This window comes from Delftia lacustris (assembly GCF_040267515.1).
Lineage (GTDB): Bacteria > Pseudomonadota > Gammaproteobacteria > Burkholderiales > Burkholderiaceae_C > Comamonas > Comamonas tsuruhatensis.
On record NZ_CP141274.1, the window covers coordinates 3,518,685 to 3,541,989 of the forward strand.

Sequence of the window (23,305 nt, forward strand, 5' to 3'; positions counted from 1 at the left end):
CGCATCAATCCATAATGCGAGCCCATGAATCCCCTGCTCTCCCGACTCCAGCCCTACCCGTTTGAGCGTCTTCGCAAACTGTTCGCCGGGGTCCAGCCACCGGCGGGCGTGCGCCCCATCAGCCTTGGCATCGGAGAGCCCCGCCATGCCACGCCGCCCTTCATCGAACAGGCGCTGAGCGCCGACCTGGGCGGCCTGGCCAAGTACCCGGCCACCGCCGGCGAGCCCGCGCTGCGCGAAGCCTGCGCCCAGTGGGCGCGCCAGCGCTACGGCATTGCGCTGGACGCCGCCGCCCAGGTGCTGCCGGTCAACGGCTCGCGCGAGGCCCTGTTCTCCTTCACCCAGGTCGTGGTGGATGCCAGCCAGGACGGCGCGCGCGTGATCTGCCCCAACCCGTTCTATCAAATCTACGAAGGCGCCACCCTGCTGGCCGGCGCCCAGCCGTACTACGCCCCCAGCGATGCTGCGCGCAATTTCGCGGTGGACTGGGACAGCGTTCCCGCCGACGTGTGGGAAAAGACCCAGCTGATCTTCGTGTGCTCTCCCGGCAACCCCACGGGCGCGGTGATGCCGCTGGCCGAATGGGAAAAGCTGTTTGCGCTGTCCGACCGCCATGGCTTCGTGATTGCCAGCGACGAGTGCTATAGCGAGATCTACTTCGACGGCACGCCTCCCCTGGGCGGACTGGAAGCCGCGCAGCGCCTGGGCCGCACGGACTACAAGAACCTGCTGATGTTCACCAGCCTGTCCAAGCGCAGCAACGTGCCTGGCCTGCGCAGCGGTTTCGTGGCGGGCGATGCGGCCCTGATCAAGGCCTTTTTGCTGTACCGCACCTACCACGGCGGCGCCATGAGCCCCGTGGTGCAGACGGCCAGCATCGCGGCCTGGGGCGACGAGGTCCATGTCGAGGAAAACCGCCGCCTGTACCGCGAAAAATTCAACCAGGTCACCCCCGTGCTGGCGCGCGTGATGGATGTGCGCCTGCCCGACGCAAGCTTCTACCTGTGGGCCGGCATTCCCGAATCGCTGGGCCTGGACGACGCCGACTTTGCCCGCGAGCTGTATGCCACCACCGGCGTGACCGTGCTGCCCGGCAGCTACCTGGCGCGCGAGGCCAATGGCCGCAATCCGGGCGCCGGGCGCGTGCGCATGGCCCTGGTGGCCGAGACCGCCGAATGCCTGGAGGCGGCCCAGCGCATTGCACAATTCATAGAATCACGCCAGCGCTGAGCCACGCCTGGCCACCCCTTTCCTCACAAACCCTTTGATCACCAAAGCCATATGACGCAACAGCTGCAATCCATCATCGACACCGCCTGGGACAACCGTGCCAGCCTCTCCCCCGCTGCCGCGCCCAAGGAAGTGACCGAGGCCGTGGACCACGTGATCGAAGCCCTGAACAACGGCCAGCTGCGCGTGGCCACGCGCGAAGGCGTGGGCCAGTGGACCGTGCACCAGTGGATCAAGAAGGCCGTGCTGCTGTCCTTCCGCCTCAAGGACAACGTGCTGATGCAGTCCGGCGACCTGAACTTCTTCGACAAGGTGCCCACCAAGTTCGCCGGCATGACCGAAGCCGAGATCGCCGCCACCGGCGTGCGCGTCGTGCCTCCGGCGGTGGCCCGCCGTGGCAGCTTCGTGGCCAAGGGCGCCATCCTGATGCCCTCCTACGTGAACATCGGCGCCTACGTGGACGAAGGCACCATGGTCGACACCTGGGCCACCGTGGGCTCCTGCGCTCAGGTCGGCAAGAACGTGCACCTGTCCGGCGGCGTGGGCCTGGGCGGCGTGCTGGAGCCGCTGCAGGCCAACCCGACCATCATCGAGGACAACTGCTTCATCGGCGCGCGTTCCGAAATCGTCGAAGGCGTGATCGTGGAAGAGAACTCGGTGATCTCCATGGGCGTGTACATCGGCCAGTCCACTCCCATCTATGACCGTGCGACCGGCGAGACCAGCTACGGCCGCGTGCCCGCCGGCTCGGTGGTGGTGTCGGGCAACCTGCCCAAGGACAACGGCCGCTACAGCATGTACGCCGCCATCATCGTCAAGAAGGTCGATGCCAAGACACGCTCCACCACGAGCCTGAACGACCTGCTGCGCGATTGACCTGCATCCGGACCGCGCCAAAGGCGTGGTTGCGGCGCCAAAACATCCCCTGTTCAGGGGATGGACCAAGGCATACTCTCGAGGGCGTCCCCGGCCACCAGGCAGCGGACGCCCGTTTCACGTCAAAAGCGCGTGACAACGATCCAAGAACAGCGACAGCACACGAATTTGGGGGAACACATGGGCACGATGGAGAGGATTTTGCGCCTGATGGGCGAGAAGCAGGCGTCCGACGTCTACCTTGCGGTCAACGCGCCGGCGCTGATCAAGATCAACGGCGAATGCGTCCCCATCAACAACCAGCTGCTGCCGCCGGATGCGCCGCGCAGCCTGCTGGCCGAGATCGTGCCGGCCGAGCGCCTGCAGGAGCTGGACGAGACGGGCGAGCTCAACATGGGCGTGCCGCTGCGCGGCGTGGGGCGTTTCCGCGTCAGCGCCATGCACCAGCGCGGCAGCTGCGCCGTGGTGATCCGCTTCATCGCCCAGCACATCCCGCCCATGGACACGCTGAACCTGCCGCCCGTGCTGGGCGAGCTGATCATGCAAAAGCGCGGCCTGCTGCTGGTCGTGGGCTCCACGGGCTCGGGCAAGAGCACGACGCTGGCCTCGATGATCGACGCGCGCAATGAAAAGCTCACGGGCCACATCCTCACCATCGAGGACCCCATCGAATACCAGTTCCGCAACAAGCGCTCCATCGTCAACCAGCGCGAAGTGGGATCCGACACGGCATCGCTGCAGGTTGCGCTCAAGAATGCGCTGCGCCAGGCGCCCGACGTGATCCTGATCGGCGAGATCCGCGACCGCGAGACCATGTCCTCGGCCATGGGCTTTGCGCAGTCGGGCCATTTGTGCCTTGCCACGCTGCACGCCAACAACAGCTACCACGCGCTCAACCGCATCCTGTCCTTCTTCCCCGAGGAAATCCGGCCGACCATGCTGGGCGAGCTGTCGGCAGCGCTCAAGGGCGTGATCTCCCAGCGCCTGGTGCGCACCGTGGATGGCGGCCGCATGCCGGCCGTCGAGGTGATGCTCAACACCAAGCTGATCGCCGACCTCATCGAGCGCGGCAACTTCTCGGGCGTCAAGGAGGCCATGGAGAAATCCATGGCCGAAGGCTCGCAGACCTTTGAAGAGGCGCTGGCCCAGCTGATCCGCTCGGGCCGCATCGACCGCGCCGAGGGACTGGCCTTTGCCGACTCGCCCACCAACCTGATGTGGCGCCTGGAAAACGACGTGGTCAAGGCCGGCCATGCCGCGCCGTCCAGCCAGTTCGCCGAACTGGCCACGCCCGGCGAGGACGACATGCCCTCGTTCACCGAAATCATGCTGGAAGTCAAGCCGAACTGAACGGCCGGGCCTGCAGCGTTCACAATGTCGGAGCACGCTGGCGCCAGCCAGCCCTCCGACTTTTTTGTTTTTTTGACCTTCCCACCATGTCCCGCACCTTGCAACTGACCGAGCAGCTGATCAGCCTGCCATCCGTGACCCCGGAAGACGCCGGCTGCCTTGAACTCCTGGCCGATGCCCTGCTGCCCATGGGCTTTGCCTGCGAGCGCATCGACAGCGGCCCCGACAGCTTTCGCGTGCGCAATCTCTGGGCCAGGCGCTCCGGCGCAGGCACCGACCGGCCCGTGCTGGTCTTTGCCGGTCATACCGACGTGGTGCCCACCGGCCCCCTGGAGCAGTGGAGCAGCCCTCCCTTCGTGCCCACGCACCGCGACGGCAAGCTGTACGGCCGCGGCGCCAGCGACATGAAGACCTCCATCGCCGCCTTTGTCGTGGCACTGGAGGAGTTCCTGGCCGAGACGCCAACTCCCTCCTTCGACATTGCCCTGCTGCTGACCAGCGACGAGGAAGGCCCTTCGGTGGACGGCACCAAGGTCGTGGTCGAGTTGCTGCGCGAGCGCGGCGAGCGCCTGGACTGGTGCATCGTGGGCGAGCCCACCTCCGTGGACCGCACGGGCGACATGATCAAGAACGGCCGCCGGGGCACCATGAGCGGACGCCTCACCGTCAAGGGCATCCAGGGCCACATCGCCTACCCGCAGCTGGCGCGCAACCCCATCCACCAGGCCCTGCCGGCCCTGGCCGAACTGGCCGCCACGCGATGGGACGAGGGCAACGCCTTCTTCCCGCCCACCAGCTGGCAGATCAGCAACATGCATGGCGGCACGGGCGCATCCAACGTCATCCCCGGCCATGTGACCATCGACTTCAACTTCCGTTTCTGCACCGAGTCCACGGCCGAATCGCTGCAGCAGCGCGTGCACGCCGTGCTGGACCGCCATGGGCTGGAGTACGAGCTGGCCTGGACCATCGGCGGTCAGCCCTTCCTGACCACGCCGGGCACGCTGGTGAACGCCGTGCAGGCGGCCATCCGCGCCGAGACCGGCCTGGAGACCGAGCTGTCCACCACGGGCGGCACCAGCGACGGCCGCTTCATCGCCCAGATCTGCAGCCAGGTCGTGGAAGTGGGCCCGCCCAACGCCAGCATCCACAAGATCGACGAGCACATCGTGGTGGCCGACATCGAGCCCCTCAAGAACATTTACCGCCGCACGCTCCAGGAGCTGCAGCGCCAGCAGGCCGCCTGAACGCGCGCCCAAGGAGCCGACGATGACATCCGCCCCCACCCCTGCCAAATTTCCCGCCATCTCGGGCAGCACCATCGCCGACCTCGTGGCCTCGGGCGCCGCGGCGCTCACGGCGGCCGGCGTGGCCTTTGGCCACGGCACGGCCACGGCCGAAGACGAATCGGCCTGGCTCACGCTCTGGAAGCTGGGCCTGCCACTGGACAGCGAACTGGCGCCGGGCGCGCCCGAGTCCCTGGCCAGCCAGCCGGTGAGCGCCGAGCAGCAGGCCGAAGTGGCCGAGCTGTTCGCAGAGCGCATCCGCACACGCAAGCCCGCCGCCTACCTCACGCGCGAGGCCTGGCTGCAGGGCGTGCCCTTCTACGTGGACGAGCGCGCCATCGTGCCGCGCAGCTTCATTGCCGAGCTGCTGGCCGACGGCAGCATCGACGGCTGGCTGTCCGACCGCACGCGCCGCGTGCTGGACCTGTGCACCGGCAACGGCAGCCTCGCCTGCCTGGCGGCCATGGCCTGGCCCGAGGTCGAGGTCACGGGCGCCGACATCTCGGCCGACGCGCTGGCCGTGGCACGCATCAACGTGGACCGCCATGAACTCGCCGAGCGCGTGCAATTGCTGGAAAGCGACGGCCTGGCCGCCCTGCCCGGCCCCTGGGACCTGGTGCTGTGCAACCCGCCCTATGTGAACGCCGACAGCATGTCGCGCCTGCCCGCCGAGTACCAGGCCGAGCCCGAGCTGGCGCTGGCCGGCGGTGCCGACGGCATGGACTTCATCCGCCGCCTGCTGCAGGACCTGCCCTCGCGCCTGGCCAAGGAAGGCGTGGTCGTGCTGGAGATCGGCAATGAAAAGGACTTCTTCGAAGCCGCCTTCCCCGACCTGCCCGTGTTCTGGCTGGACACCAGCTCGGGCGACGAGCAGGTGCTGCTGATCACCCAGGAGGCACTGCGCGCCTGGACCGAAGGCGATATCGAGGCCCTGCGCCCGCAATACCGCCCCCTGGGCTGAGATGGACCTGCGGGCGCTGCGCTACTTCATCGCCGTGCTGGAGGCTGGCAGCCTCTCGCGCGCCGCGCACTCGCTGTACGTGGCCCAGCCTGCGCTCACGGCGCAGATCAAGAAGCTGGAAGGCGAGCTGGGTGCGCAACTGCTGGAGCGCAGCCACGCCGGCGTGACCCCCACCCCGGCCGGCGCGCAGCTGTACGAGGACGCCCGCCGCCTGCTGTCCGACGCCGATGCCATGCGCGAGCGCATACAGCGCCTGCCCCAGGGCCCCGAAGGCTCGGTCACCATCGCCCTGCCCTTTTTGCTGACCAGCCTGCTGGCAGGCCCCCTGATTGCCAGCCTGCGCCACAGCCACCCGCGCATACGCATCTTCGTGCTCGACGACCTGAGCCTGATGGTGCAAAAGGCCATGCTGGACCGGCGCGCCGACTTGGCCATTCTTGTGGACACGGCCAGCCTGCATGACCTGCAGGTGCAGCCCATGGCCGAGGAATCCATCTACGTCTGCGGCCAGGATGGCGATGGCAGCGTGGCCCCGCTGCTGCGCCCGGCGCCGGACGGCGGCCTGCCGCACATGGACTTTGCCCATGCCTGCCAGCTGCCGCTGGTGCTGCAGTCGCGCCGCTTTTCCATCCGCCAGACCGTGGAGGCCGCCGCCGATGCGCGGGAGCTGCGGTTGAACATCGTCCACGAACACGATTCCGCCCGCGTCATCCGCTCGCTCTACCACTGCGGCGCGGGCTTCACCTTCACGCCCGCCTGCTCGCTGAGCGATGCGCCCGCCTGGCTGCGCGAGGGCGCCAAGGCGGCGCCCACGGGCCTCCAGCCCGGCTGGATCGTGGCCCAGGTCGCGGCGCCCGCGCTGCTGCGCCGCTACTTCCTGGCCGTGCAGGCCAACCGCGGCGGTGACCCGGCACTGCAGGTGGTCCGGCAGGCACTGCTGGACCAGGCCCGGCAACTGATCACGGCGGGCCTCTGGCAGGCGCGCTGGCAGCATCCGCAGCAGATGTGATGCAGCAGCCCAGCGTAGTGCGGCAGTCCGATGGTCATCAGCAAAAACGGCAAGGGTTGGTCTGGACATCAATTTTTCTGATGCAACTGAATCACTAATCGGTATTTCCCCGGCCCGGTCCTCTTCTGCAACAGTGCATGGCACGCCGCGCAAAACGCGCGGCTTCAGCCAAGGAATGCCATGCACGAGACATCCCGGCCCACCGCAGGCCACCCCCATTCCCTCCCCATACCCAACGTCGGCGAACTCGTCGCACGCAGCTGCAGGGCCCATGCCGAGCAGCCTGCGGTGACCAGCGCCGCGCGCAGCATCAGCTACGCAGAGCTTGAGCAGCGCTCCAACCGCGTGGCGAACGCCCTGCTTGCCCAGGGGCTGGCCCGCGGCGACCGCGTGGGCATCTACCTGCCCAATTGCGTGGAAATCGTGGAGATCGAGATCGCCTGCTACAAGGCCGGGCTCATCAAGGCGCCCTTCAACGCACGCCTGTCTCCACGCGAAGTAGGCGATATCGCGGCCAACAGCGATGCTTCCATCATCGTGACCACGGCCGCGCGCGCCGAGGCCTTCAAGCCGCACCTGCAGTCTGCCGACGTGCGCCTGCTGCTGCTGGACGGCCCTGCCGACAGCAACTACGAAGCGCTGCTCGCCCGCGCCAGCGACCGCTTCCAGCCCGTGGACGTGCACGAGCACGAGGTGGCCGTGCTGCACTACACCTCGGGCTCATCGGGCGTGCTCAAGGCCGCCATGCAGACCTTCGGCAACCGCTTGGCCCAACTGCGCAAGTTCCTGATGCGCGGCGAGGGCATGCAGGCCGGCCATGTGCTGGGACTGGTGGGGCCGGTCACCCACGCCTCGGGCATGCAAATGGTGCCGGCGCTGTGCACGGGCGCCACCATCCACCTGTTCTCGGGCTTCGAGCCTGGCGCCTTCATGGCCGAGATGCAGGCGCGGCGCGTCACCCATACCTTCATGGTGCCCACCATGATCAACATGCTGCTGGCCGAGATCGGCGGCCGCTACCGCCCGCTGCCCGACCTGCAACGCCTGGGCTACGGCGCAGCGCCCATGGCGCCCGCGCGCATCCTGCAGGCCATGGACGTGTTCGGCCCCATCCTGTCCCAGGGCTACGGCGCGGGCGAGACCACCTCCGGCGTCTGCGGCCTGACGGTGCAGGACCACCTGCAGGCGCGCGCGTCGCGGCCCGAGCGGCTGGCATCCTGCGGCCGGCCCTTTCTGGAATCCCTGGTGGAGGTGGTGGACGACGAAGGCCGCCGCGTGCCCGAGGGCGAGATCGGCGAGATCGTGGTCAGCGGCGCCGATGTCTTCGCAGGCTACTGGCGCGCGCCCGAGCTGACGGCCGAGGTGCTCAGGAACGGCCGCTACCACACGGGCGACCTGGCCCGCATGGACGAGCAGGGCTTTGTCTACATCGTGGACCGCAAGAAGGACATGGTCATCAGCGGCGGCTTCAACGTCTATCCGTCCGAGGTGGAGTCCGTGCTCTACGAACATGCCTCGGTGGCCGATGCCTGCGTGTTCGCCATTCCCGACGACAAATGGGGCGAGGCCGTGGCCGCCCACATCGTGCTCAAGCCCGGCCTGGCCGGCGACAGTGCCGCGCTGGACCGCTTCTGCGCCGAGCGCCTGGGCGGCTTCAAGCGCCCGCGCCACATCGAATTCGTGCAGCAGTTGCCCAAGAACCCCAACGGCAAGGTCATGCGCCGCGCCGTGCAGGCGCCCTACTGGGCCAACCACGCCCGCAAGGTGAACTGAGATGAACGCCAAAGACACACTCCCCGCCGCCAACGCTGCCCTGCTGGAAATGCCCTTTGAAGGCTCAGAGCGCGCAGCCGGCCTGATCGACGCGCTCAACGCCTTCATCCACGGCGAACTGGCCGACCTCGCCCGCGCGCATGGCGTGGACCATGAAAACAGCGCCTCCACCGAGCTGCTGCGCCAGGTCTGGAAGCTGTCGCATGCGCGCGGCTTCTACGGCATGACCCTGCCCGAGGCCATGGGCGGCGCCGGCCTGTCCGTGCTCGACCAGGTGCTGGTCAAGGAGGCCATCTACGCCACGGGATCGCCCTTCGCGCCCCATGTGCTGGGCGAACTCAGCGGCCCGCCGCGCATAGGCGCGCTGATCCGCAAGGCCACGCCCTTGCAGATGGAGCAGTTCATCCTGCCCGTGGCACGCGCCGAAAAGTCCATCTGCTTTGCGCTGACCGAGGCGGCGGCCGGCTCGGACGCGGGCGCGCTGGAGACGCGCGCCGTGCTGGAAGGCGACCATTACGTGCTCCACGGCCGCAAGCGCTTCATCTCGGGCTCGCCGTTTGCCGACTTCGCCGTGCTCATGGCCTCGACCGCGCCCGAGGGCAGCCCGCAGCGCGAGATCAGCGCCTTCTTCGTGGACCTGCATGCACCGGGTGTGCAGGTGGTCAGCGGCTACAAGACCATGGCCGGTCAATCGAGCACGGGAGACATCGTGCTCGACGGCTGCCGCGTGCCCGCTGCCCAGTTGATCGGCGAGCCGGGCCGGGGCCTGGCCCTGGCGCTGGGCCGCATCACCGTCAACCGCCTGCTGCACTGCCCGGCCATGATGGGGCTGGCGCAGGTGGCGCTGCGCGATGCGCGTGACTACGCGCTGGGGCGCCAGCAATTCGGCCGCAGCATTGCCCAGTTCCAGTCCATACAGCACATGCTGGCCGACATGGCCACCGAATGGATGGCCGCGCGCGCGCTGATGGTGCAGACGGCCCGCGCCATCGACGCCGGCATCGACGCGCGCGCCCAGGCCTCGATGAGCAAGCTGTTCTGCTCGGAGACGGCGTTCCGCATCGCCGACCGCGCCGTGCAGATCCATGGGGGCGAAGGCATCGTCCAGGGCCGGCGCGTGGAATTCCTGTTCCGCATGCTGCGCATGTACCGCGTGCTCACGGGCACCAGCGAGATACAGCGCAACACCATCGCCAAGGAGCTGCTGGAGCGGGCCGGCGCCTGAGGCTGACCGGCAGCCCCAGCACTCCCCCAGCAAACAGAAAAGACAAAAGACCAGGAGACAAAGCCATGCCACACATCACCAGCAGCGGCCAGGACCGCCGCCAATTCCTGCGGGCTGCAGGCGCCGCATCGCTTGCGGCAGGCCTGCCCTGGGCCGCCACAGCCTCCGCGCACGACAGCGCCTGGCCCACGCGCCCCATCAAATGGGTGGTGCCCTACCTGGCCGGCACCAGCCCCGACACGGCCGCGCGCATCGTGGCCGAGGCGCTGTCGGCCCAGCTGGGCCAGCCCGTGGTGATAGACAACCGCGCCGGCGCGGGCGGCAACATCGGCGCCCGCCAGGTGGCCAAGGCACCGGCGGACGGCTACACCCTGTTGTACTCGGGCTCGCCCATGGCCGCCGCCATGCGCATGTACAAAAGCCCCGGCTACGACGTGTTCAAGGACTTCCGCCATGTGCTGGGTATGTCGCGCTCGGACATCCTGGTCGTCGTGCATGCCGACTCGGGCATGCGCACGCTGGATGACCTGGCCGCCCGCGCCAAGGCCAGGCCGGGCGCGCTGGACTATGCCTCGGGCGGCGTGGGCACGCCATCGCACCTGGGAGTGGAGATGCTGGCCTCAAGCATGGGCCTGCAGGTCAACCATGTGCCCTACAAGGGCGCGTCCGAGCTGGTCAATGCCGTGCTGGGCCAGCAGGTGGCCTTCGGCGCCCCGCTGTTTTCCGTGGCCTATCCCCAGGTGCTGGCGGGCAGGCTGGTGCCGCTGGCCATTGCCGGCCCCCAGCGCAACGCCAAGCTGCCCCAGGTGCAGACCCTGGCCGAGCTGGGCGTGCCCGACGTCAACCTCACGTCCTGGGGCGGTGTGTCCGTGCCGGCCGCCACGCCCGATGCCATCGTCCAGCGGCTGCGCACGGCGCTGGAGGAGGTGCTCAGGCAGCCCAAGGTCATCGCCTTGCTGGAGCAGGAAGGCGGCAAGGTCGCCATCACCAGCGCCGAAGCCTATGCCAAGGGCTTCGAGCGCGAGATCCAGTTCACCCAGTCCATGATGCAGCGCGTGGGCATACAGCCGATCTAGGGCCTGGTACCAGGGCTTTGCACCGTGGCCGGGCACGGGCATGGCGGGCGGCAATCCTGCCCTGGCGCAATCGCTGGGATAATCCTGCCCATTCATGATCAGCCTTCGCAACATTACCCTGCGCCGCGGCACCCGCGTGCTGCTGGACAGCACCTCCGTCTCCATCAACCCCGGTGAAAAAGTCGGCCTTGTCGGACGCAATGGCGCCGGCAAGTCCAGCCTGTTCGCCCTGCTCAACGGCAGCCTGGCCGAGGACGGCGGAGAGTTCTCCATCCCCTCGCAATGGCGCCTGGGCCAGGTCGCGCAGAACATGCCCGAGACCTCGGAGACGGCCACCCAGTTCGTGCTGGACGGCGACACCCGCTTGAGCGAGCTCAACGCCCAGCTCGCGGCCGCCGAGGCCAGCGAGGACGGCATGGCCATTGCCCACGCCCACGTGGACCTGGCCGATGCCGGCGCGCACGACGCCGTGCCGCGCGCACAGGCCCTGATCCTGGGCCTGGGCTTCAAGGTCTCCGAGCTGGAGCACCCCGTCAACAGCTTCTCCGGCGGCTGGCGCATGCGCCTGCAGCTGGCGCGCGCGCTGATGTGCCCCTCCGACCTGCTGCTGCTGGACGAGCCCACCAACCACTTGGACCTGGACGCCCTGGTCTGGCTGGAAGCCTGGCTCAAGCGCTACCCCGGCACCCTGGTCGTGATCAGCCATGACCGCGAATTCCTGGACGCCATCACCAACACCACGCTGCACATCGAAAACGCGCAGGTCACGCGCTATGGCGGCAACTACAGCAAGTTCGAGGAACTGCGCGCCCAGCAGATGCTGCTGCAGCAGGCTTCGTTCGAGCGCCAGCAGGAAAAGATCGCCCACCTGCAAAAATTCATCGACCGCTTCAAGGCCAAGGCCTCCAAGGCCAAGCAGGCGCAAAGCCGCGTCAAGCAGATCGAGCGCATGGAAAAGGTCGCACCCATGCTGGCCAGCGCCGATTTCACCTTCGAGTTCAAGCCGCCCGCCAACCTGCCCAACCCCATGCTGGCGATCACGGACGCCGCATTCGGCTACCTGGACGACGAAGGCCAGGCGACCACCATCCTGCGCGGCGTCAACCGCTCGGTGCTGGCGGGCCAGCGCATCGGCATCCTGGGTGCCAACGGCCAGGGCAAGTCCACCCTGGTCAAGACCATCGCGCGCGAGATGAAGGCCCTGGCCGGCACCGTGACCGAAGGCAAGGGCCTGAACATCGGCTACTTCGCCCAGCAGGAACTGGACGTGCTGCGCCCCGGCGAAAACCCGATGGAGCACATGATCCGCCTGGCACGGGACACCGGCGCCACCGGCCCGCAGGCGCGCGAGCAGGACCTGCGCAGCTACCTGGGTACGTTCAACTTCAGCGGCGACATGGTCAAGCAGGCCGTGGGCAGCATGAGCGGCGGCGAGAAGGCGCGCCTGGTGCTGGCCATGATCGTCTGGCAGCGCCCCAACCTGCTGCTGCTGGACGAGCCCACCAACCACCTGGACCTGGCCACGCGCGAGGCCCTGGCCATGGCGATCAACGACTTCGACGGTACCGTCATGCTGGTCAGCCACGACCGCGCCCTGCTGCGCTCGGTCTGCGAGGACTTCTGGCTGGTCGGCCGTGGGGTGGTCGGCCCCTTCGACGGCGACCTGGACGACTACCAGCGCTACCTGCTGGAAGAATCCCGCCGCCTGCGCGAGGAAGCCCGCAAGGCCGAACAGGCGGCTGCGGCCACCAGCAAGGCGGCAGCGCAGGTGGAGCCCGCAGCAGGTGCAGCAGCTGCAGCACCTGCAGTGCAGGCCCCCGTGGCTGCTGCGCTGGCGCCGGCCCCCGCTGCCCCATCCATGCCGCCGGCCGCCAGCGCCGGAGACCAGCGCGAGCAACGGCGCCTGGCCGCCCTGGCCCGCCAGCAAATGGCCGAGAAGACCCGGCCGTTCAAGAAGGAACTGGAACAGCTGGACAAGCGCCTGCCCCAGCTGCAGGCCGAACGCACGCGGCTGGAGGGCCTGCTGAGCCAGCCCATCTCGCCCGCCGAGATGGCCGAAGCAGGCCGCAGCCTCAAGGCCTGCAACGACGAGATCGACAGCCTGGAGGAACGCTGGCTGGAACTGAGCGAGCAGATCGAGCAGCTGTCGGCCGCGATGTCCTACTGATTCCAGTCGTTCTCGAAAACCAGGCGGTCCCATTGGACCGCCTGCCACAAGCGTCGTCCCGCGTGAAGACGGCGCTCCACTTCGGCCCAGCCGAAGTGCGCCCCTGAGGCCCCTCCCTCTCCCAACGCCCCCGCACTCCCCCGCAGCCAGCGGAACGCATGGATCGTTCGGTTCAGGGTTTCCCCTGAATGAAAGATTTCATTCCTAAAAAATAATGAATGAAAGAGACCATTCATTTTCATTCATTCATGGAATTCCACCCCCATCCCGCCGTACAGGAACTGCTGCGCGCCAGCGTCGATGGCTCGCCCGCCGTCGCCCGGGTCGGCCGCTGGATGGCCGCGCATCCGGTCCTGGCCGTCACGCTGAGCGCCGAGGAAGTGGCCAATGCCTGCGGAGGCTCCCTGGCTGCCGTCAACCGCTTCGCCAAGCACGCCGGCTACGAAGGCTTTGCCGATCTGCGCCTGCACCTGGGCCGCCAGCTGCAACAGGCCCTGGAGCCCGTGAACAAGCTGCGCGCGGCGCACGAGCCTGCCGCAAGCGCCGTGGGAGCGCAGGCCTTCGAGCACACGCAGCGCAATCTGCAGGCGGCCGCACAGGCCTGCGACCCCGGCCTGCTCGATCAACTGGCCCAGCGCATCTGCCGCGCGCGGCGCGTCCTGTTCATGGGCTTTGGCAGCTCCCACCATGTGGCAGCCTTTGGCGCCGACGCGCTGCAGCCTTATCTGCCCCAGGTGCTGGAAGTGGCCTGCGCAGGCGGCACGGAGCAAGCCGTCAGGCGCATGACGGGGCTGACGGAGCAGGACGTGCTGATCGCGATCTCGCTGCCGCGCTACTCACGCGAAGCGGTGGAGCTGACGGCGCATGCGCGCCAGCGGGGCGCCCTGACCATCGCCATCACCGACGAGGCCACCAGCCCGCTGGCCGGCCAGGCCGACTACGTGCTGCTGGCACCCGCCGCCCACCCTCTGCTGCCATCGTCGGTGCTGGCGGCCATGGCCATGGTCGAAGCGCTGGCCACCCAGGTCATCCGCGCCACGCCCCAGGCCGTGCGCAGCCTGGTCGAACTGTCCGAGTCGGTGCTTCCCTACCTGATACCGGACAGCAGCCCCGCTTCACCTGCGGCGAGCAAGCCGCAACCCCAGGCCCCCCATCCCGCCGCAAAGGACTCCGCATGAATGCCCCTGCCCGTTTCCGCTCTCTTTTCGCCTCGATGGCCGCCGCGGCCACGCTCGCTGCCGCGCCGGCCCACGCAGGCAAGACGCTGGATGGCATCAAGCAGCGCGGCGCCGTGGCCTGCGGTGTGCACACGGGGCGCGCAGGCTTTGCGCTGGCCGACGGCAGCGGCAACTGGTCCGGGCTGGACGTGGATTTCTGCCGCGCCGTGGCGGCTGCCACCCTGGGCGACGCCACCAAGGTGAAATTCATCCCCACCAGCGGCCAGACACGCATCACGGCGCTGCAGTCCGGCGAGATCGATCTGCTGGCACGCAACACCACCTGGACCTTCACGCGCGACAACGGCCTGGGCCTGATGTGGGCGGGCATCAATTTCCACGACGGCCAGGGCTTCATGGCCAGGAAGAAACCCGGCCTGAACAGCGTCAAGCAGCTCTCTGGCGCCACCGTCTGCGTGATCAGCGGATCCACCACGGAAAAGACCCTGTCGGAGTACTTTCGCGCCCACAAGCTCAACTACAAGGCGGTGGTGTTCGACAACCCCGAAGCCGCCCTGCAGGCCTTCAGCAGCGGGCGCTGCCAGGCCTATACCGGCGACCTCGGCGCCCTGGCCGTGCTGCGCGGCAAGGAACTGGCCAACCCCGACGACTACGTGATCCTGCCCGAAATCATCTCCAAGGAGCCGGCCGGCCCCGCCGTGCGCCGCGGTGACGACGAATGGTTCGCCGTCGTGCGCTGGACACTCAACGCCATGATCGAGGCCGAGGAACTGGGCATCACCCAGGCCAATGCCGACGAGCTCAAGACCCGCTCCGACAGCATCCAGGTCAAGCGTTTCCTGGGCCAGGGCGACGACCTGGGCAAGCAGCTGGGGCTGGACAGGGAATGGGCGCTGCGCATCGTCAAGGCCGTGGGCAACTATGGCGAGAGCTATGAGCGCAACCTGGGCGCCAGGTCGGGCCTGAACGTGCCGCGCGGCAAGAACGCGCTGTTCACCAAGGGCGGCCTGATGATGTCGCCGCCGATGAACTGACGCGCCGAGGGCACCCTGCCATGAACGCCGCGAACGCTGTAGATGCTGTGAAAGCCGTGAATGCCATCGACACCGGGGCACGGCAGCCACCGGCCCCCACCCGGCCACGCTGGGGCCGGCTGGCCTTGCAGCTCGCCATCGGCTGGCTGCTGATATTGCTGCTGGGCTGGCTGGCGCACAACGCCAGCCGCAACATGGCCGCGCGCGGCATTGCCGGGGGCTTCGGCTTTCTGGAGCAGACGGCCGGCTTTTCCATCTCCGAAGGGCTGCTGCCCTACGAGCCCGGCGACAGCTACCTGCGTGCGGTCGCAGCCGGCGTGGCCAACACGGTTCGCGCCGCCGTGCCCGCGCTCGTGCTGGCCACCGTGCTGGGCCTGCTGCTGGGCGTGGCCGCCGTGGCAAGGCATCCGCTGCTGCGCGGCGCCGTGCGCCTCTATGTCGATGTGGCGCGCAACATCCCGCTGCTGGTGCAGGTGCTGCTGTGGTATTTCGCGCTGACTTCGCTGCTGCCCGACGTGGACCGGCCTCTGGCCATCGGCCCCCTGGGCTTTCTGAGCAAGGCGGGGCTGGCCCTGCCCGGCCCGGTGTACGACAGCGCGGCGGGCTGGCACTGGAGTTCTCCGCAACCGGGCATGTTCGGCATCGACGGAGGACTGGCGCTGACGCCGGAATTCCTGGCCCTGGTAGGAGCCCTGGGCCTGTATGCCGCCGCCTATTGCGCTGAAATCGTGCGCGCCGGTCTGCAGGCCGTGCCGCGCGGGCAATGGAATGCTGCCTCGGCCCTGGGCATGCGCCGCGGCCAGCAGCTGCGCCTGGTCGTGCTGCCGCAGGCCCTGCGGGTGATCATTCCGCCCTATACCAACCTGGCGCTCAGCACCATCAAGAACTCCTCGCTGGCCGTGGCCATCGGCTACCCCGACGTGGTGATGGTCGCCAACACCGCCATGAGCCAGACCGGCCAGGCCATCGAATGCGTGACCATCATCGCGGTGGTCTACCTGGCCATCAACCTGCTGACCTCGCTGGCATTGAATGCCTTCAACCAGCGCAGTGCCTTCATCACACGCTAGCCGGGAAAGACCTGCCCATGAGTGCCGTACTCCGCGCACCGGCCCTACCGGTGGCCCCGCCCCGGGTTCCGCTGGCGCAGCGCCTGCGCGCCAGCCTGTTTCCGGATGCGCTCTCCGGGCTCATCACCGCCACGCTGCTGCTGGCCGCGCTGTGGGCGGGCTGGAAACTGCTGGTCTGGGGCCTGCTCGACGCCGAAACCGCAGCCAACCCCGACACATGCCGCGCTGCGGCCGGCGCCTGCTGGGGCGTGGTGCGCGAGAAATACCGCCTGGTATTCCTGGGCCGCTATCCCGTGGCAGAGCAATGGCGCCCCGTCGCCGCCAGCCTTTGGCTGCTGGGCAGCGTGGGCGTGGCGGCGCTACCGCGCTTCTTCGGCCGCGCCGGCATGGCGATGCTGCTGGCCGGGTTGACCGGCTTCGGCGTGCTGATGGCCGGCGGTGTGGCCGGCCTGGCACCCGTGCCCAGCGATCTGTGGGGCGGCCTGCCGCTGACCCTGTTCCTTGCCGTGATCGCCTGCCTGGCCGGCGTTCCGCTGGGCATCCTGCTGGCACTGGGCCGGCGCTCCAGCCTGCCTTTGCTGCGCGTGCTCTGCACGTTGTTCATCGAAGCGGTGCGCGGCGTGCCCCTGATCACGCTGCTGTTCTTCGGGGCCTTCGTGCTGCCCATGCTGGTGCCCGCGCAATGGAGGGTGGACCCCATGGTCCGCATCGCCGTCTGCCTGGCGGCCTTCAGCGCGGCCTATCTTGCCGAGGTGTTTCGCGGCGGGCTGCAGGCCGTGCCCCAAGGCCAGGTCATGGCGGCCCAGGCCATGGGCTTCACCAGGGTGCAGGTGCTGCGCCACGTGGTCCTGCCGCAGGCGCTGCGCGTGACCATCGCGCCCACGGTGAGCAACTTCATCGGCGCGGTGAAGGACACCTCCCTGGTGGCGATCGTGAACATCTACGACATCACTGGCTCCCTGAAGATGGCCATGAGCGACCCCCACTGGATTGCGTACTTCGTGGAGATGTACATGGTGGTCTGTGCCGTCTACCTGCTCATCGGCCTGGGCATCGCCCGCTATGGCCGCTTCCTGGAATCGCGCTACGCACTCCAATGAACATGCCCCAGAACTCCCGAAATTTTTCCATTGCCGTGCACGGCGGAGCAGGCACCGTCATCCAGGGCCAGGCCGACGAGGCCCCCTACCACGCCGCGCTGGCCCAGGCGCTGGAGGCGGGCGCCGCCCTGCTGCGGCGCGGCGCCAGCGCGCTGGACGCCGTCCAGGCCGCGTGCCAGTCCCTGGAAGACTGCCCGCTGTTCAATGCCGGGCGCGGCTCCGTCTACACGCGCGACGCGCGCCACGAGATGGACGCCGGCCTGATGGACGGCAGCAACCTGCGGGCCGGCGCAGTCGCCTCCGTCAGCCAGGTGCGCAATCCGATTGCGCTGGCGCGGCATGTTCTTGACGATGGCCAGTGCGTGCTCCTGGTCGGCGAAGGGGCGCAGCGGTTTGCCGATGAGCGCGGGCTGGCGCGGATGGATGCAGGCTACTTCGACTCTGCCGAGCGCCTGGCACAGCTGCGCCGGGTGCAGGCGCAATCCGGCCAGACCGCGCTGCTGGACCACGACGCCAGCGGACTGGCGGCGCACCCTGCTCCGCTGAACGAGAACGGCAAGATGGGCACGGTCGGCGCCGTGGCGCGCGATGTGCATGGCAACCTGGCCGCTGCCGCATCCACCGGCGGGCTCACCAACAAGCGCCCCGGGCGCGTGGGCGACACGCCTGTGGTGGGCGCAGGTTTCTACGCCGACAGCACCACCTGCGCCGTGGCGGCCACCGGAACCGGAGAGCATTTCCTGCGCGCAGCCATCGCGCACGACATCCATGCGCGCATGCGCTACCTGGGGCAAAGCCTGGAACTCGCAGCCGACGCCGCAGTGCGGGGCACGCTGACACACATCGGTGGCCAGGGCGGCGTGGTGGCCGTGGACAGCGACGGACGCGTGCACTGCCCCTTCAACAGCGCCGGCATGTACCGCGGCTACATCGTGGACGACGCGCCTGCCGTGACCCTGATTTTTGCCTGATGGACGTTTTCACCCCGGGTTGACCTGTGCCCACGCATTGCGGGCAACGAGGCGTAACAGCATCGACATCGGCCGCCACGCCCGTAAGCCTCTGTCAGGAAACGGATTTTTTCTCACCTCGCCACAAATCTGTCTTCAAACTGACAGATCCCCACCTCCAGGCTTGCAATTGCTTGCGTCCTGGGGCAATCCCTGAGTCAACCTGCCGCCACTGCCCCGCGTTGAACACGCAAAGGAGTGACTGCAATGACCGACATCTTTTCCCACACCGCCCTGCAGACCCGCTTTGCAGCCGCTGCGCTGGCCCAAGCTGTCTGGCCATGGGATGACCGTGACCGCAAGCGCGGCCCCCGCAGCGCTTGAAAACCGGGTCACGAAAAAGTTTCGACTTCCTTCGAAAATTTTTTAAAAACCTGTCAACCAGCTGAATCCAGCCCGCGTTAAGAGAGCAATACAGGAGAAGTTTCCATGCAAACGAACGCCATCATGTCCATCTGGCCCGAAGACGAACGCGATCGCAAGCGCTGAGGCGCTGGCTGGCGCACACGGTGCCCCAGTCTCTGACACCACCGGTCTGACGGCCTTCCGTGCAGACCCCCTCTTCCACAGAACCCGCTTCAGCGGGTTTTGTCATTTCTGGGACATTTGCCGCGGGGCTGCCCCACAAAAAAGGAGCCCGGAGGCTCCTTTGCAGTGCGAACCCTTGCAGGTTCAATGCATGTGCAGGCCACCGTTGACCGAAAAATCGGCGCCGGTGGAATAGCCGCCTTCCTCCGAAGCCAGCCAGGCGATGATCGATGCGATCTCGCTGGGCTCGCCCAGGCGCTTGACGGGGATGGTGCCCACGATCTTCTCCAGCACGTCGGGACGGATGGCCTTGACCATGTCGGTGCCGATGTAGCCGGGGCTCACGGTGTTGACGGTCACGCCCTTGGTGGCCAGCTCCTGCGCCAGCGCCATGGTGAAGCCGTGCATGCCCGCCTTGGCGGCCGAGTAATTGGTCTGCCCGGCCTGGCCCTTGGCGCCATTAACCGAGCTGATGTTGATGATGCGGCCCCAGCCCTTTTCCACCATGTCGCCCACGACCTGCTTGGTCACGTTGAACATGGAGTTGAGGTTGGTCTCGATCACGGCCTGCCAGTCTTCGGGCGTCATCTTGATGAACATGCGGTCACGCGTGATGCCGGCGTTGTTGACCAGCACATCGATGTTGCCGTGCTCGGCCTTGGTCTTGCTGAAGGCTTCGACGGTGGAAGCCCAGTCGCCCACATTGCCCACCGATGCATGGAAGGTGAAACCCAGCGCCTTTTGCTCGTCAAGCCACTTCTGGAAGTCGCGCGACGGACCACAACCTGCGATGACCTTGAAGCCTTCCTTGTGCAGACGCTGGCAGATGGCCGTTCCGATGCCTCCCATTCCCCCTGTGACATACGCTACTTTTTGAGCCATTCTTCTCTCCTGTCAATCAATGGTTGCTTCAGATCAATCTATCCATGACAACCGGAACATTGACGCCGGTTATCGCCAAGGGTGCCTGAGCCTCTGGGCCCGGCCCCCTCGCATGGCTAGTATGCAGCGCGTGCGCTGCGCCCCTCTTCGGGCAGGCCCTAGTCAAGCCTAGGATCTACCCTGAAAGCTTGCTAACGTTTTCCCGGAGCCTTTCAGACGCGCTCCACGGTCATGGCCACGCCCATGCCGCCACCGATGCACAGGCCGGCCAGACCCTTCCTGGCGCCGCTGCGCTGCATCTCGTGCAGCAGGGTCACCAGGATGCGGGCGCCCGATGCGCCGATGGGGTGGCCGATGGCAATGGCGCCGCCGTTGACGTTGACCTTGGCCGGATCGATGCCCAGCTCCTGGTTCACCGCACAGGCCTGTGCCGCGAAGGCTTCGTTCAGCTCGAACAGGTCCACGTCCTGCGCAGACCAGCCCGCGCGCTGCAGCGCCTTGCGCGAGGCGAACACCGGGCCCAGGCCCATGGTGGCGGGGTCCAGACCGCTGGTGGCATAGGAGACGATGCGCGCCAGCGGCGTCAGGCCCAGGGCCTTGGCCTTGGAGGCGCTCATCACCACCACGGCGGCGGCGCCGTCGTTCAGGCCCGAAGCATTGCCGGCCGTCACCGAGCCGGCCTTGTCGAAAGCCGGACGCAGGCCTGCCAGCGCCTCGGCGTTGGTCTTGCGGTTGATGTACTCGTCGGCCGCAAAGACCACGGGATCGCCCTTGCGCTGGGGAATGCTGACGGGAACGATCTCATCCACGAACTTGCCGGCGTCCTGCGCGGCCGTGGCCTTTTGCTGGCTGGCCAGGGCCAGGGCGTCCTGCTGTTCGCGGCTGACGCTCTTTTCCTTGGCCACGTTCTCGGCCGTGATGCCCATGTGGTACTGGTTGTAGACGTCCCACAGGCCGTCCACGATCATGGTGTCGGCCATCTTCCACTCGCCCATGCGCTGGCCGTCGCGCGAGCCCGGCAGCACGTGGGGGGACAGGCTCATGTTCTCCTGGCCGCCGGCCACGACGATCTCGCTGTCGCCCGTGGCCACGGCCTGGGCCGCCAGCATCACGGCCTTCAGGCCCGAGCCGCAGACCGCGTTGATGGTCAGGGCCGGGGTTTCCTTGGCGATGCCGGCCTTCATCATGGCCTGGCGTGCAGGGTTCTGGCCTGCGCCAGCGGCCAGCACCTGGCCCATGATGACTTCACCGACCTGGTCGGTGCCGACCTTGGCGCGGCTCAGAGCCTCGCGGATCACGATGGAGCCCAGTTCGGTGGCGGGGATCTTGGCAAGGGTGCCGCCGAACTTGCCAACGGCAGTGCGGACAGCGGAAACGATGACGATGTCTTCCATGATGACGGACCTTTCTTTGGACTCTTGAAGGGATGCCCGGGTGCGCACTGCCGAAGCTGCGGCAGCGGCACCCTGCATTCAAGCCGCAGCGTTATTGCGCTGCAGCATCGAAACGATTGTGCCTCAGGCCTTGACCAGCACGTAGCGGCCCGGGGCCGGCTCGATGGCCGTGTATTCCCTGCCCTTGCCGTACTGCTTTGGCGCCGCAACCAGCTTGCCGCCGTGCTCGGCCAGCCAGGGGCTCCAGTCGGCCCACCAGCTGCCCGGGTACTCGTCGGCGCCGGCCTGCCACTCCTTGAGCGTGGGCGGCAGCTGGCCGTCCTCGCGCAGCCAGTAGCTGCGCTTTTTCTTGGCCGGCGGATTGATCACGCCCGCGATGTGGCCGGATGCGCCCATGACGAAACGCTTGTCGCCACCCAGCACCTGGGTCGATGCATAGGAGCCGCCCACGGGCACGATGTGGTCCTCGCGCGAGCCGTAGATATAGGCCGGCAGGCGCAGCTGGTGCATGTCGATGCGCTCGCCGCAGACGGTCAGCGCACCGGGCTGGACCAGCTTGTTTTCCAGGTAGAGGTTGCGCAGGTACCAGGCGTAGTACGGGCCGGGCAGGTTGGTGCAGTCGCTGTTCCAGTACAGCAGGTCGAACGGCGGCGGTGTTTCGCCCTTGAGGTAGTTGCCCACCACGTAGTTCCATACCAGATCGTTGGGACGCAGAAAGCTGAAGGTCGATGCCAGGTCCTGGCCCTTCATGAGGCCGCCCTCGCCCATCTGCATTTCGCGGAAGCGCACCACGGACTCGTCGATGAAGACATCGAGGATGCCGGTGTCGCTGAAGTCGATGAAAGTGGTCAGCAGCGTGACGCTGGCCACGGGAAACGGCACGCCGGCCGGCGCCGTGGCGCGGGCTGTGGATGTCCGGGCGGCGCTGCGGCTGCCAGCCGCGCGCTTGGCTGGAGCCGCCTTGGCCGCCGGAGCAGCAGCTGCGCCATGCTCGCGGTCGTGGCGTGCCTGCAGCACGGCCAGCGCGGTGGACAGCATGGTGCCACCCACGCAAAAGCCCAGCACGTTGATCTGCTCGGCCCCCGCGATCTCGCGCGCCACGCGGATGCCGGTGAGCACGCCGTCTTCGATGTAGTTGTCCCAGGTCTTGTGCGCCAGGCTGTCGTCGGGATTGCGCCAGCTCATCACGAAGGTGCGGTGGCCCTGGCTGACGGCATAGCGGATCAGCGAGTTGTCGGGCTGCAGGTCCAGGATGTAGAACTTGTTGATGCACGGCGGCACCATGAGGAAGGGCCGCTCGTGCACCTTGTCCGTCAGCGGCTTGTATTCGATGAGCTGGAACAGCTCGTTCTCGAACACCACGGCGCCTTCGGTGGTGGCGACGTTCTTGCCCACGGTGAACAGGCTCTCGTCGGTCATGGAGACATGGCCCTGGCGCATGTCGGCCAGCAGGTTGGCCACGCCCTGGGCCAGGCTCTCGCCCTGGGTTTCGATGGCCTTCTTCTGCGCCTCTGCATTGAGTGCCAGGAAGTTGCTGGGCGACATGGCCGCCAGCCACTGTTCGACAGCGAAGCGCACGCGGTTGCGGGTCTTCTCGTCGGCCTGCACGGCCTCGGCCAGGCCCATGAGCATGCGGCTGTTGAGCAGATAGGTGGCTGCGGTGGCCGCCGTCAGCGGGTTGTCGGCCCAGGATTGGGTGTTGAAGCGCTTGTCCTTGGCCAGCAGCGCCTGGGCGCCGCCCTGCTCGCACATGGCCTTGGCGCCGTCCAGGTACTGGCGCTGCAGCTCCAGCAGCTTTTCGGGGTCCAGCGACAGCGCGTTCTCGGGCAAGGCGCCGGGTTCGGGGACTGCAGCCTTCCAGGCCTGGGCCATGTCCGGCATGCCCGCGCCCTGTGCTCCCGGCATTCCCGGTGTTCCCATCTGCTGCAGTATCTGCAGCGTCCGGCTCCATTGCTCGTTCCAGAATTGCTGGATGGGTTGGCCTGGCAGGCCTGCGAGTGGGTCAAAATTCATGCTGCATCCTTGTTCGCGGATGCCGTTCGCAATAGCCTGGGGCTTGCGGGGCATCCGTTTTGATTGTGACCCAGGCGAGCCCCCCGTTGCCCGGCACAGCCCTCCACAAAAACCCGTGCCCGGTGCGCCTTTTTCGAATCGAC

The 23,305-nt window shown here is 67.6% G+C and carries 18 protein-coding genes; 15 read left to right on the forward strand and 3 right to left on the reverse strand.

Features of this window, described 5'->3' with window-relative positions; all coding sequences use genetic code 11:
• Positions 1 to 24: 24 nt before the first annotated feature.
• From dapC to U6958_RS17600, 15 genes are all read left to right on the forward strand, one after another.
• Complete coding sequence (dapC, locus tag U6958_RS17530; protein WP_074922267.1) at positions 25 to 1,230, forward strand: succinyldiaminopimelate transaminase; 1,206 nt, start codon at positions 25 to 27, stop codon at positions 1,228 to 1,230.
• A 51-nt stretch (positions 1,231 to 1,281) separates the two neighbouring features.
• The gene (gene dapD, locus U6958_RS17535; protein WP_012205450.1) at positions 1,282 to 2,106 is read left to right on the forward strand and encodes a 2,3,4,5-tetrahydropyridine-2,6-dicarboxylate N-succinyltransferase; all 825 of its coding nucleotides are present in this window, start codon (positions 1,282 to 1,284) and stop codon (positions 2,104 to 2,106) included.
• A gap of 180 nt (positions 2,107 to 2,286) precedes the next feature.
• On the forward strand, positions 2,287 to 3,456 hold the full coding sequence (locus U6958_RS17540) for a PilT/PilU family type 4a pilus ATPase (protein ID WP_016445943.1): 1,170 nt from the start codon (positions 2,287 to 2,289) through the stop codon (positions 3,454 to 3,456).
• A gap of 86 nt (positions 3,457 to 3,542) precedes the next feature.
• The gene (dapE, locus tag U6958_RS17545) at positions 3,543 to 4,703 is read left to right on the forward strand and encodes a succinyl-diaminopimelate desuccinylase (protein WP_016445942.1); all 1,161 of its coding nucleotides are present in this window, start codon (positions 3,543 to 3,545) and stop codon (positions 4,701 to 4,703) included.
• Between the two features lie 22 nt (positions 4,704 to 4,725).
• On the forward strand, positions 4,726 to 5,703 hold the full coding sequence (gene prmB, locus U6958_RS17550; protein WP_074922281.1) for a 50S ribosomal protein L3 N(5)-glutamine methyltransferase: 978 nt from the start codon (positions 4,726 to 4,728) through the stop codon (positions 5,701 to 5,703).
• A gap of 1 nt (position 5,704) precedes the next feature.
• Positions 5,705 to 6,712, forward strand: a complete 1,008-nt coding sequence (locus tag U6958_RS17555; protein ID WP_016445940.1) for a LysR family transcriptional regulator — start codon at positions 5,705 to 5,707, stop codon at positions 6,710 to 6,712.
• A gap of 180 nt (positions 6,713 to 6,892) precedes the next feature.
• Positions 6,893 to 8,485, forward strand: coding sequence for a class I adenylate-forming enzyme family protein (locus U6958_RS17560; protein WP_074922283.1), 1,593 nt, complete (start codon positions 6,893 to 6,895; stop codon positions 8,483 to 8,485).
• Between the two features lies 1 nt (position 8,486).
• The gene (locus U6958_RS17565) at positions 8,487 to 9,710 is read left to right on the forward strand and encodes an acyl-CoA dehydrogenase family protein (protein ID WP_074922286.1); all 1,224 of its coding nucleotides are present in this window, start codon (positions 8,487 to 8,489) and stop codon (positions 9,708 to 9,710) included.
• 65 nt (positions 9,711 to 9,775) lie between these two features.
• A complete protein-coding gene (locus tag U6958_RS17570) occupies positions 9,776 to 10,786 on the forward strand; it encodes a tripartite tricarboxylate transporter substrate binding protein (RefSeq protein WP_016453490.1) in 1,011 nt (336 codons plus the stop codon).
• A 94-nt stretch (positions 10,787 to 10,880) separates the two neighbouring features.
• The gene (locus U6958_RS17575) at positions 10,881 to 12,953 is read left to right on the forward strand and encodes an ABC-F family ATP-binding cassette domain-containing protein (protein ID WP_074922289.1); all 2,073 of its coding nucleotides are present in this window, start codon (positions 10,881 to 10,883) and stop codon (positions 12,951 to 12,953) included.
• Between the two features lie 248 nt (positions 12,954 to 13,201).
• Positions 13,202 to 14,131, forward strand: coding sequence for a MurR/RpiR family transcriptional regulator (locus U6958_RS17580; RefSeq protein WP_236884614.1), 930 nt, complete (start codon positions 13,202 to 13,204; stop codon positions 14,129 to 14,131).
• Entirely contained in the window at positions 14,128 to 15,165 is a 1,038-nt protein-coding gene (locus U6958_RS17585; protein ID WP_074922292.1) for an amino acid ABC transporter substrate-binding protein, read from the forward strand. Before U6958_RS17580 ends, U6958_RS17585 begins: the two co-directional genes overlap by 4 nt.
• A gap of 20 nt (positions 15,166 to 15,185) precedes the next feature.
• Complete coding sequence (locus tag U6958_RS17590; protein WP_016445933.1) at positions 15,186 to 16,235, forward strand: amino acid ABC transporter permease; 1,050 nt, start codon at positions 15,186 to 15,188, stop codon at positions 16,233 to 16,235.
• Between the two features lie 17 nt (positions 16,236 to 16,252).
• A complete protein-coding gene (locus U6958_RS17595) occupies positions 16,253 to 17,335 on the forward strand; it encodes an amino acid ABC transporter permease (RefSeq protein WP_074922294.1) in 1,083 nt (360 codons plus the stop codon).
• Positions 17,332 to 18,306, forward strand: a complete 975-nt coding sequence (locus tag U6958_RS17600; RefSeq protein WP_074922297.1) for an isoaspartyl peptidase/L-asparaginase family protein — start codon at positions 17,332 to 17,334, stop codon at positions 18,304 to 18,306. The genes U6958_RS17595 and U6958_RS17600 overlap by 4 nt, the downstream gene beginning before the upstream one ends.
• A 711-nt stretch (positions 18,307 to 19,017) precedes the next feature.
• Here U6958_RS17600 and phbB read toward each other — a convergent pair.
• The 3 genes from phbB to U6958_RS17615 form a co-directional block, all read right to left on the reverse strand.
• Positions 19,018 to 19,755 carry an acetoacetyl-CoA reductase gene (gene phbB, locus U6958_RS17605; protein WP_026062290.1) on the reverse strand — a complete coding sequence of 246 codons (738 nt, stop codon included), beginning with the start codon at positions 19,753 to 19,755 and terminating at the stop codon, positions 19,018 to 19,020.
• A gap of 212 nt (positions 19,756 to 19,967) precedes the next feature.
• Positions 19,968 to 21,149, reverse strand: coding sequence for an acetyl-CoA C-acetyltransferase (locus U6958_RS17610; RefSeq protein WP_016445928.1), 1,182 nt, complete (start codon positions 21,147 to 21,149; stop codon positions 19,968 to 19,970).
• Between the two features lie 123 nt (positions 21,150 to 21,272).
• Entirely contained in the window at positions 21,273 to 23,162 is a 1,890-nt protein-coding gene (locus tag U6958_RS17615) for an alpha/beta hydrolase (protein ID WP_074922385.1), read from the reverse strand.
• Between the last annotated feature and the right edge of the window lie 143 nt (positions 23,163 to 23,305).

Excerpts from the sequence above, each read along its gene's own strand:
- U6958_RS17540 (WP_016445943.1), top strand. The coding sequence starts at position 2,287 with ATGGGCACGATGGAGAGGATTTTGCGCCTGATGGGCGAGAAGCAGGCG.
- prmB (WP_074922281.1), top strand. The coding sequence starts at position 4,726 with ATGACATCCGCCCCCACCCCTGCCAAATTTCCCGCCATCTCGGGCAGC.
- U6958_RS17585 (WP_074922292.1), top strand. The coding sequence starts at position 14,128 with ATGAATGCCCCTGCCCGTTTCCGCTCTCTTTTCGCCTCGATGGCCGCC.
- U6958_RS17615 (WP_074922385.1), bottom strand. The coding sequence starts at position 23,162 with ATGAATTTTGACCCACTCGCAGGCCTGCCAGGCCAACCCATCCAGCAA.
- phbB (WP_026062290.1), bottom strand. The coding sequence starts at position 19,755 with ATGGCTCAAAAAGTAGCGTATGTCACAGGGGGAATGGGAGGCATCGGA.
- U6958_RS17565 (WP_074922286.1), top strand. The coding sequence starts at position 8,487 with ATGAACGCCAAAGACACACTCCCCGCCGCCAACGCTGCCCTGCTGGAA.
- U6958_RS17560 (WP_074922283.1), top strand. The coding sequence starts at position 6,893 with ATGCACGAGACATCCCGGCCCACCGCAGGCCACCCCCATTCCCTCCCC.
- U6958_RS17575 (WP_074922289.1), top strand. The coding sequence starts at position 10,881 with ATGATCAGCCTTCGCAACATTACCCTGCGCCGCGGCACCCGCGTGCTG.
- U6958_RS17570 (WP_016453490.1), top strand. The coding sequence starts at position 9,776 with ATGCCACACATCACCAGCAGCGGCCAGGACCGCCGCCAATTCCTGCGG.
- dapD (WP_012205450.1), top strand. The coding sequence starts at position 1,282 with ATGACGCAACAGCTGCAATCCATCATCGACACCGCCTGGGACAACCGT.
- U6958_RS17595 (WP_074922294.1), top strand. The coding sequence starts at position 16,253 with ATGAGTGCCGTACTCCGCGCACCGGCCCTACCGGTGGCCCCGCCCCGG.
- dapE (WP_016445942.1), top strand. The coding sequence starts at position 3,543 with ATGTCCCGCACCTTGCAACTGACCGAGCAGCTGATCAGCCTGCCATCC.
- U6958_RS17610 (WP_016445928.1), bottom strand. The coding sequence starts at position 21,149 with ATGGAAGACATCGTCATCGTTTCCGCTGTCCGCACTGCCGTTGGCAAG.
- U6958_RS17555 (WP_016445940.1), top strand. The coding sequence starts at position 5,705 with ATGGACCTGCGGGCGCTGCGCTACTTCATCGCCGTGCTGGAGGCTGGC.
- U6958_RS17590 (WP_016445933.1), top strand. The coding sequence starts at position 15,186 with ATGAACGCCGCGAACGCTGTAGATGCTGTGAAAGCCGTGAATGCCATC.
- U6958_RS17580 (WP_236884614.1), top strand. The coding sequence starts at position 13,202 with ATGGAATTCCACCCCCATCCCGCCGTACAGGAACTGCTGCGCGCCAGC.
- dapC (WP_074922267.1), top strand. The coding sequence starts at position 25 with ATGAATCCCCTGCTCTCCCGACTCCAGCCCTACCCGTTTGAGCGTCTT.
- U6958_RS17600 (WP_074922297.1), top strand. The coding sequence starts at position 17,332 with ATGAACATGCCCCAGAACTCCCGAAATTTTTCCATTGCCGTGCACGGC.